The sequence below is a fragment of the Nostoc sp. 2RC genome (assembly GCF_014222165.1).
Lineage (GTDB): Bacteria > Cyanobacteriota > Cyanobacteriia > Cyanobacteriales > Nostocaceae > Nostoc > Nostoc linckia.
In genome coordinates, this window is record NZ_JACKZU010000344.1 from 1 (window position 1) to 8,926 (window position 8,926).

Here is an 8,926-nt window from a genome sequence, read left to right on the forward strand (position 1 = left end):
GTCTCCCCCTCTCCCCACCCCCGAAATCTTCGAGCAACGCCTAGCCCAAATGCAAGTCGTACTCCACAATCAAGACAACCGCGAACACGACCTACTCGATTCTGATGATTATTACCAATTTCAGGGAGGCTTAACTGTTGCGGTGCGTTCTCTACAAGGAAAAAATCCCCAAGTTTATTTTGGGGATCATTCTATACCTGCCCAACCGCGAATCCGCCAACTGAAAGAAGAAATCGCACGGGTGTATCGTTCTCGTGTAGTTAATCCTAAGTGGATTGCCGGAGTTATGCGTCATGGGTATAAAGGTGCTTTTGAAATGGCGGCCACAGTGGACTATTTATTCGCCTATGATGCTACAACTAAATGTGTCGAAGACTATATGTATCAAGGCATTGTACAAGCTTATTTACTCGATCCTGTTGTTTTAAAATTCATTGAGGAAAAGAACCCTGATGCACTGCGTGATATTGCTGAAAGATTATTAGAAGCACACAAGCGCAATTTATGGCAGGATGTAAATATCGGAACATTAGAAACCTTGAGAAACCTAGTACATCAAGCTGAAGCAGTTATCGAAGAAAAATCAATGGTGTAGGAAAAAACTATGGAGAATCTTGCGTATTTACACCTAGCTTACGCCTACGAAGACGGCACACCCAGTGAATTGATTTCGCTCAGTTCTTTGTTAAACAATGCAACTGCACCAGACTGGGGGCGGCTTTCTGGAAAGGCTTGGAAGTATATGCTGCCCCTTGCTTTGTCTTTGTCTATTCTCAGTGCTGTCAGCAGCGTTATGGCACTGGAAAAAGGCGACCAAGGCCCTTCTGTCAGGAATTTACAACAAAAGTTAAAATCAGCAGGTTTTTATCAAGCTCCCATTACCCAAGTATATGATGCATCCACAGAAGAATCTGTGCGCCGCTTCCAAAAAGCTGCTGGCATACAAGTAAACGGTGTTGTGGGGCCAACCACTTTACAAAAATTAGACAACTGGCAAGTTAAAAAGCCCACTACCGCAACTACACAAGCTAAAAAAACTGCCGCGACTACACAAACTAAAAAAACCAGTACTACAAGTGCAGTTAATTCAGTAACCAACCAACGCCGCGATTCCAATTATTTGATGAAGGGAGATGAAGGCGAAAATGTTAGAGTTTTGCAAGAACGCTTAAGAGTTGCAGGCTTCTATTACGGGAACGCTACAGGAATATTTGGCCCGATTACTGAAGAATCTGTTAAGCGCTTCCAAGATTCTTACAACTTGAACGTTGATGGAATTGTTGGCCCGGCAACATTAAGTAAATTGCCACCAGTTGGCATTGGTGATGGAGAAGAAGCTCCTCAAAAGCCAGCAGATCGAAGCAAACTCCGTCTTGGCGATCGCGGCGAGCCAGTGAGATTACTTCAAGAACACCTAATTCAAGCAGGATATTTAGAGGGAGAGCCAAATGGCTACTATGGGCCCTACACTGCCGATGCTGTCAAGAGATTTCAAGCGGCTAATTTCCTAGCAGCAAGTGGTGTTGCTGGCCCAACCACGAGAGCTAAGTTGTATGGCTCAATCAATACCACCCCTAAAAGCGATTTTAGCGTCCTGGAAATCCAAACGCGATTGCGGGAGCGCGGTTTTTATAAAGGCAAGCTCAACGGTGTAATGGCAGATGACACCAAAAAAGCAATTAAACAAGCCCAAGAATTCTACGGCATTAGCCTCAAGGATCTTAAGAGCGGACGCTTTTAGGGAACTCCAAAAAATAAATGGTTCCGGTTCAGGTTGTTGACTGTTGACCGTTGACGGTTCACAGTCAATAGTCAACAATTAACAGTCTTATGCATGAATATTTTTTACTTGGAAGTACCTTAGCATCCGCTTTCGTGTGGTCAGTATTAGTCCTCAACTGGTTGCTAGCCTCCAGTAACAGCAAAGAAAGGAACTGCTCAAAATGTCACTTATTTGGTTAATTTGAGTAGTTTCGTTTTTTTCTCTACCCAACTGTCAAAGCGGCATCAGCGCTCGTTGGCACTTAGGACATACCGCATGGATTGTCATTTGACAGTCAAGTAAATGAAAGCCTTCTTTTTGAGCAGTTTTCGCCCCAATTTTTAAAATTGAGTCATTTTTAAACTCAATTGTTGAGTTACAACGAACACAAATTAGGTGATGGTGGTGATGGGGATAAGGCTGGTTGAGTTCATAATGCTTATGTCCCTCACCTAATTCTAATTCCCGTAGAATCCCCATTCTTGCCATCAACTTCAAAGTCCGATAAATAGTTGACAGACTGATCCCTTCACCATCAGTTTCTAGCCGATGATAAAGATCTTCCGCACTTAAATGTTCGCCTTGCGGAAGTTCTTGAAAAATGTGTAAAATTGTTTCGCGTTGGGGAGTTAAACGCCAGCCTCTTTCATTCAGTTCTGCTTTGAGTGAAGTAGTTGTGTAGGCAGTCATAGCTAATATTTCTCAACAAAGCTTGTTAGTTGAGAATATAACAAATCTTGGGAGCAATTTGCAACAATCGTCGCCTATTGAGAATCTTTATTAAATCCTTAAGAAAAACTCATCAAACTATAGATAAAAAATCAGCCAACAATTGATCCCTAGCTTCAGGGGATTCACAACAAAGGTCTAGAGAAAGTGCTAAACCCTTAGATGCAAATGATTTGCTACAAGCTTGTAATAAGTTTTGTGTCTGGGGATCGAATAAAGTTCTTTGTCGCTAGTCACTTGTCAGGTAAAATTTTCAAATGATAAAGGGAAAAGTCTGAGTATCGGCTGGCGGTACTCAGACTTTCCAAGTAAAAAAATATTCCATTGTTATTATTGGCTGCTGACTGTTAACTGTGAACAGTCAACAATCAACAACTTCAACCTGTCGTTTATTTCTTAGAGTTCCCTAACTTAGAGACTCTAAATAATCGCGGATGAGGTTGCGACGCTTGGGTTGGCGTAGCTTTTGCAAAGCCTTGGATTCAATTTGTCGTACTCGTTCCCGTGACAAATCAAGAGCGCGGCCAATTTCTGCTAAAGAGTAAGGATGGCCATCTGCTAAGCCAAATCGCATCAAAATTACGTCGCGTTCCCGGCTAGTTAAATCTGACAACAGATGATGCAAGTCTTTTTGTAAAGATTCTCGCATTAACATTTCTTCTGGAGTTACATTGTCAGTTTCTAGTAATTCTCCTAACTCAGTATCTTTATCTTTTCCTACTTTGGTTTCCAAGGACACTGAGCGAGGAACCCGCAACAAAACTTCACGTACTTGTGTAGGTGTCATTTCTAACTCAGTTGCTAGATCCTCTAGAGTGGGGGTGCGACCTTTTTCTTGAGCAATTTTGCGTTGGGCTTTTTTAATTTTGTTGAGCTTTTCAGTAATATGAACTGGTAGGCGGATGGTGCGACTAGAAGTAGCGATCGCCCGCGTAATTCCCTGACGAATCCACCAGTAAGCATAGGTACTGAACCGATAACCCTTAGTTGGGTCAAATTTTTCTACAGCCCTTTCTAGACCTAAAGTACCTTCTTGGACTAAATCCAACAATTCCAAACCACGATTTTGGTACTTCTTAGCAACAGAAACAACCAGGCGAAGATTAGCCTTAATCATGTGTTCTTTTGCCTGGAGTCCTTGGGACTGGATTTGTTCCAATTCTTCCACTGTCAACTTGGCAATTTCAGCCCAGCGACGTTTACCCTCTGCCAAAATCGGTCTGAGATCCGATACGATGACACCAGCAGTAGCAGCCCACCTTTCTAAAGACGGGCGATGTCCCAATTCGGAAGTCAAGCGCTCTTGAACTTCAATTAACCTCAGATAAGGTGAAATTACCTCATCTCCTTGCTTTGCGGCATTAGCAAGTACTATCCGCATCCGCAAATAACGCTGAACTTTTTGAGCTTCTGAAACCTCTTCATCGCGCCCTAACAACCTAACCCGACCAATTTCCTGAAGATATAGACGTACAAGGTCTGTACTGCGACGGTTAGCGTTAGCAGCTAAGTTAGCATGGTCTACAGAAGCCATTTCTAACTCTTGTAGATCCTCTACTGATAACTCACTTTCATCAACCGTGAGATCCGAGTCCAAAACCTGTCGGGACTTTTGGGTATTGTAGGCGGCATCTGCATAAAATGATGTTGCTGGCATAAAGCGTCTCAATGGCTCCAGGTAACAATAGATTAGGGTCAGCTTAAGATTACGGTCAGCTATTCAACTGTTGCTATTGTTCCCGTGATTTGCGAAGAAATAACACGGAAGAGAATTCCATTACAATTTTTTTAGAAAATTAGTGTAATGGTTTTATTGAATACAGTATTACTGAACTTAATCGCTGCTAGGCTTCTGATTGAACCAATAGCTATTCAAATCCGCAGCTAGGCTTTCAATATCTAAACTACTTAGTTAAGATTTCAAATTGGATTGTTTTTGATAGTTACTTTTGTAACAACGTATAAACATAATTCAGTAAATATTTTGTTTATATTTGTCATAGTCACATTTACATGGCTACGAAAGTAATATCCTGACGATTTAGCAATTTTTTCTCAGGATTATTTGGGAATAAGTTTAACTAATAGATTGGGAATAACTGATTAGCGGGAAATCAGACGCGGGGAGTGGGAGACACGGGGACGCGGAGAGTGTTTGCGATCGATTAAGAGCGTCTCCGTATCCCCCCGTCACCGCGTCTCCGTGTCACCGCGTCTCCGTGTCTCCACGTCCCCGCGTCCCCGTATCCGACAACTAGTAGTTGTACTCAGGCTTGATATCTCGCAGCATCAATTCATCAAGTGCTTGTCGGGGTGTGATTTCACCCTGAAGTAAGTGGTAAACTTGCTCGGTAATTGGCACAGCAATGTTTTGTTGCTTGGCTCGTTGTATCAAAACCTGACAAGTGTTAACTCCCTCAGCGGTTCCTTGCAAATTTGTGAGAATTTCTCTAAGTGTTTTACCACCGGCTAGCTGATAGCCGACTTGATAATTCCGACTTAAGGGACTGTTACAGGTTGCTAACAGATCTCCTAGACCCGATAAACCATAAAATGTTTCCGTCTTCGCCCCCCAGTCATTACCAACGCGAATTATTTCTGTAAGTCCACGGGTGACTAAAGCAGCTTTGGCATTAGTTCCTAGTTGTAAACCATCGCACACACCAGCAGCGATCGCAATGACATTTTTCAGAGTTCCCCCTAGTTCAACACCAAGGGGATCGGGATTGGTATATACCCGGAAACGATGTGAAGAAAATACTAACTGCACTACTTCAGCAGCAGTGGAAATATTACTCGCTACCACTGTTGCTGCTGGTAACTGCATTTGAATTTCTTGAGATAAATTCGGCCCTGAGAGAACAACTACTGCATGGTTAGGAAATATGGTTTGCCAAATTTGCGATGGCGTACAGGTAGTTTGGGGGTCTAAGCCTTTCGTTGCTGTGATGAAAATTGTCTCTGGAGAAAGGGACAAAGAGTTTACTTGGAAAGCAACATCTCTGACACCTGTCATAGAGATAGCCGACAAAACTATTTGGACATCTTTGAGTACTGTTTCGAGAGTTTGAGAACCATGACGCGACCAGAGACGCACCTCATGACCGTTTGCATCTGCCAGATTTGCCAGCGCCATACCCCAAGCACCCGCACCCAGAACTGCAACACAGTATTTTGAGTTGGAGTACATCTGCTCGCTCATAATTCCTAACTCCTAACTCCTAATTCCAAACTCTAAACTCCTAACTCCTAACTCCTAACTCCTAACTCTTGACCGGGGATAACGTTCCATTAATTCCCTGACTTGTTCTGCATGATACGAACTTCTTGTCAATGGTGAAGAAACAATTTGTAAAAATCCAATTTCTTCGCCGAATGCTTTCCAAGCAGAAAATTGTTCTGGGTGGATAAATTCATCCACCTTCAGGTGTTTTTGACTCGGTTGGAGGTATTGTCCAATTGTTAAGATATCGCAATCTACACTTCGTAAGTCTTGCATCACTTGGCGGATTTCAGCATCAGTTTCACCGAGTCCAACCATGATACCGGATTTAGTGTAGGTGCTGGGAGAAAATTCGCGAGTCCGCTGCAACAATTCTAATGTGCGATGGTAGTTGCCTTGGGGACGCACCCGACGATACAAGCGTGGCACAGTTTCCGTATTATGATTTAATACCTCTGGTGCAGCTTGGAGAATTACCTCTAAAGCATTCCAATTACCGCACAAATCAGGAATCAGTACTTCAATTGTGGTGTTGGGCGAGATGGTACGAACTGCATGAATACACTCTACAAATTGAGATGCGCCACCATCTGGCAAATCATCTCGGTTTACAGAAGTGATGACCACATGATTGAGTTTCATGCGGCGAACAGCTTCTGCCAGTCGTGTAGGTTCGGTGGGGTCTAATGCTTTGGGTTTTTTCTCAAAATCGATATCGCAATAGGGACAAGCACGCGTACAAGCCGGCCCCATAATCAGAAACGTGGCAGTACCAGCGTTGAAACATTCACCAATATTCGGACAGGACGCTTCCTCGCAAACTGTATTGAGGGCTAAATCCCGCAAAATGTCTTTAACGTTACCGATGCGCTCACGCGCAGGTGCTTTCACCCGCAACCAGTCTGGTTTTACAGTCACAATCCGCTTTTACCACTAAAGTTATACAAATTTTATGGTAGCAAGCAAACCCTTTGATGAAGCGATCGCATATAAATGTAATTTTGTCATTTTGCACGGGTTGTGATATTTTGGATTTATAATGCCAATTTTGTGGCGGGATGTAGCGCAGCTTGGTAGCGCACTTCGTTCGGGACGAAGGGGCCGCTGGTTCGAATCCAGTCATCCCGATATGTAAAAGCATTTTAACTCATCCCCCGGTCTGAAGCTGGGGGATTTCGAGTCATTAATCATTAATAATAACTATTGACTAACGACTAAGACAACGAGCGAAAATTCATCCCATACTTAGAAGGAATGGGCTTTCTCGCCGTCTTTCGGTAAAACCCAAATAAAAATCAACTTTCTTTGTCTGTTGCTTATTGCCCATTCCCTATGGGTATTGGTAAGCGCGTTAGCTTAAACTAATTGAGAAGCAAAATTTCAGCAATATGTACGATTGCATCATTGTCGGTGCTGGGCCAGCTGGTGGAACGGCTGCATATCATTTAGCTAAGCAAGGTCGCTCAGTATTAGTTTTAGAAAAAGAATCCCTGCCAAGATATAAACCTTGTGGTGGTGGTGTATCTCCAGCGATCGCTCAATGGTTTGACTTTGATTTTAGCCCAGCAATTTCTTTAAAAGCAGACTTACTCCGCTTCACCTGGAAACTAGGCGACCCCGTGGAAGCGAAAATCGCCACCAAAGAACCAGTTTGGATGGTGCGGCGGGACGTTTTCGATCATTTTTTAGTCCAACAAGCCCAGAAACAAGGAGCCAAACTCCAAGATAATACTGAAGTAACTGGTATTGAATTTCAAAGTGATTATTGGCAAGTGAACACAGCCAACGAGCCAGTTACAGGGCGTTACTTAATCGCAGCTGACGGTGCCAAAGGCTCGATGGCCAAATGGCTGGGTTTTCAACAACGCAAACGTGTGTTAACAGGAGCTTTGGAAGCAGAAGTTCCTGGTATTGCAGAACACAACCCGACAATTCATTTTGAATTTGGCTTAATTAAAAACGGCTATCTTTGGAACTTTCCTAAAGCTGATGGTTATTCTATTGGTGTGGGAACTTTCATTGGTGGTCAACCCCAAAACTTTAAAAAGATTTTGGATGAGTACGCCAAATCATTAAATGTAGACCTTACAACCAGCAAACAATATGGACATCCCCTTTGTATTTGGGATGGAAATCAAAAGCTGCACACTCAAAATGCGGTTTTGGCTGGGGAAGCTGCTTGTATAGTCGATCCGATGACGGCAGAAGGCATTCGCCCGTCAATTTTTAGTGGCTTACTGGCAGCCGCAAGTATCAATGAAGCACTTGCTGGAGACATTAACGCTTTAGAAAAATACAGCCAAGCCATTAACGAAGAATGGGGTACTGAAATGGCTTGGGCGCAAAAATTAGCCAAAGCATTTTATCTATTTGCCAACATTGGCTACAAAGTTGGTGTGAAGCACCCCTCAGCTCCGCAAGTCATGGGTAAAATCATGTGCGGCGAACTACGCTATGGCGACATTGCCGGTCGCGCCTTGAAGCGTTTAATTCCTGGGTTTAGCAATTGAGAGTTAGGAGTGAGGAGGGAGGAGTTAGGAGTCTGGTAGTGGACTGACACAGCTAAAATAGTGCATTAGTAAACTCTTGTGGGGTGGGCATCCTGCCCGCCCGGACGGGTGAGGACACCCATCCCACAATAAAATCTATTGCGACATTTTAGCCTTGACACGCCAGTGGGGTGTGTTATCGCGCCAGCGTAACGCACCGCCAAAGATTTACGTTGCGTTAGGACTAACGTCCATAACGCACCCTACCTTTCCTCAAATCTTTTATAGATAAGGTTTTTCCAACTTGTGTGTACACCATAGCCACTCCCTGCGAAATTAGCGATCGGAGAGCATAATGAAGAATACATTCTCCAAACCTTTCTCAAAGCGTAGGGTTTTCACCAAATCGGCTTCTTGAGAAAAGATAGAATCAATAATGATCATGTCAGGTTTAGCTGACAAAGCTTTATGAATGCATTCTTGAGGGTTAGAAGCTTCAATTACGTTATATCCTTGAGTTTGTAGCACATCTGATAAGGTCTTTAAAGTAGAGGCATTTTTATCAACTACCAATACCTTTTTACTGGAAGTTCCTTGAGAAAGTAATAAGCCAATTTCATTGAGAAGTTTTTCTGTGTTAATGGGTTTATACCAATTTAATATGAAGCTGCATATAATAGAGAGAAGCAAACTCGGTAAGTTTACATACCCATGAGCCGCCCG

The 8,926-nt window shown here is 43.2% G+C and carries 8 protein-coding genes and 1 tRNA gene; 4 read left to right on the forward strand and 5 right to left on the reverse strand.

What is annotated here, in order from left to right; genetic code table 11:
- A partial coding sequence (locus tag GNE10_RS27755; RefSeq protein WP_185568784.1) for a cobaltochelatase subunit CobN occupies nt 1–595 on the forward strand: 595 nt, incomplete at its 5' end.
- Between the two features lie 9 nt (nt 596–604).
- Nucleotides 605–1,741 (forward strand): peptidoglycan-binding protein, encoded by a 1,137-nt coding sequence (locus tag GNE10_RS27760; protein WP_185568786.1) that lies wholly within the window; start codon nt 605–607, stop codon nt 1,739–1,741.
- 255 nt (nt 1,742–1,996) lie between these two features.
- Here GNE10_RS27760 and GNE10_RS27765 read toward each other — a convergent pair whose 3' ends face one another.
- The 4 genes from GNE10_RS27765 to lipA form a co-directional block, all read right to left on the reverse strand.
- Complete coding sequence (locus GNE10_RS27765) at nt 1,997–2,452, reverse strand: Fur family transcriptional regulator (RefSeq protein WP_073643287.1); 456 nt, start codon at nt 2,450–2,452, stop codon at nt 1,997–1,999.
- Nucleotides 2,453–2,897: 445 nt separating this feature from the next.
- Nucleotides 2,898–4,148: an RNA polymerase sigma factor SigC gene (gene sigC / locus GNE10_RS27770; RefSeq protein WP_099066056.1), complete on the reverse strand. Its 1,251-nt coding sequence runs from the start codon at nt 4,146–4,148 to the stop codon at nt 2,898–2,900.
- Nucleotides 4,149–4,745: 597 nt separating this feature from the next.
- On the reverse strand, nt 4,746–5,693 hold the full coding sequence (locus GNE10_RS27775) for an NAD(P)H-dependent glycerol-3-phosphate dehydrogenase (RefSeq protein WP_260447061.1): 948 nt from the start codon (nt 5,691–5,693) through the stop codon (nt 4,746–4,748).
- A 54-nt stretch (nt 5,694–5,747) separates the two neighbouring features.
- Entirely contained in the window at nt 5,748–6,632 is an 885-nt protein-coding gene (gene lipA, locus GNE10_RS27780) for a lipoyl synthase (protein WP_185568788.1), read from the reverse strand.
- A gap of 136 nt (nt 6,633–6,768) precedes the next feature.
- On the opposite strand from lipA, the gene GNE10_RS27785 reads away from it, so the two are divergent.
- Nucleotides 6,769–6,842 (forward strand) — tRNA-Pro (locus GNE10_RS27785).
- A gap of 260 nt (nt 6,843–7,102) precedes the next feature.
- Nucleotides 7,103–8,224 (forward strand): geranylgeranyl reductase family protein, encoded by a 1,122-nt coding sequence (locus GNE10_RS27790; RefSeq protein ID WP_185568790.1) that lies wholly within the window; start codon nt 7,103–7,105, stop codon nt 8,222–8,224.
- A gap of 315 nt (nt 8,225–8,539) precedes the next feature.
- Here the strand turns inward: GNE10_RS27790 and GNE10_RS27795 are convergent.
- On the reverse strand, nt 8,540–8,926 hold a 387-nt coding region (locus GNE10_RS27795), incomplete at its 5' end, for a PleD family two-component system response regulator (protein ID WP_397326521.1).

Excerpts from the sequence above, each read along its gene's own strand:
- GNE10_RS27790 (WP_185568790.1), top strand. The coding sequence starts at position 7,103 with ATGTACGATTGCATCATTGTCGGTGCTGGGCCAGCTGGTGGAACGGCT.
- GNE10_RS27760 (WP_185568786.1), top strand. The coding sequence starts at position 605 with ATGGAGAATCTTGCGTATTTACACCTAGCTTACGCCTACGAAGACGGC.
- sigC (WP_099066056.1), bottom strand. The coding sequence starts at position 4,148 with ATGCCAGCAACATCATTTTATGCAGATGCCGCCTACAATACCCAAAAG.
- GNE10_RS27765 (WP_073643287.1), bottom strand. The coding sequence starts at position 2,452 with ATGACTGCCTACACAACTACTTCACTCAAAGCAGAACTGAATGAAAGA.
- GNE10_RS27775 (WP_260447061.1), bottom strand. The coding sequence starts at position 5,693 with ATGAGCGAGCAGATGTACTCCAACTCAAAATACTGTGTTGCAGTTCTG.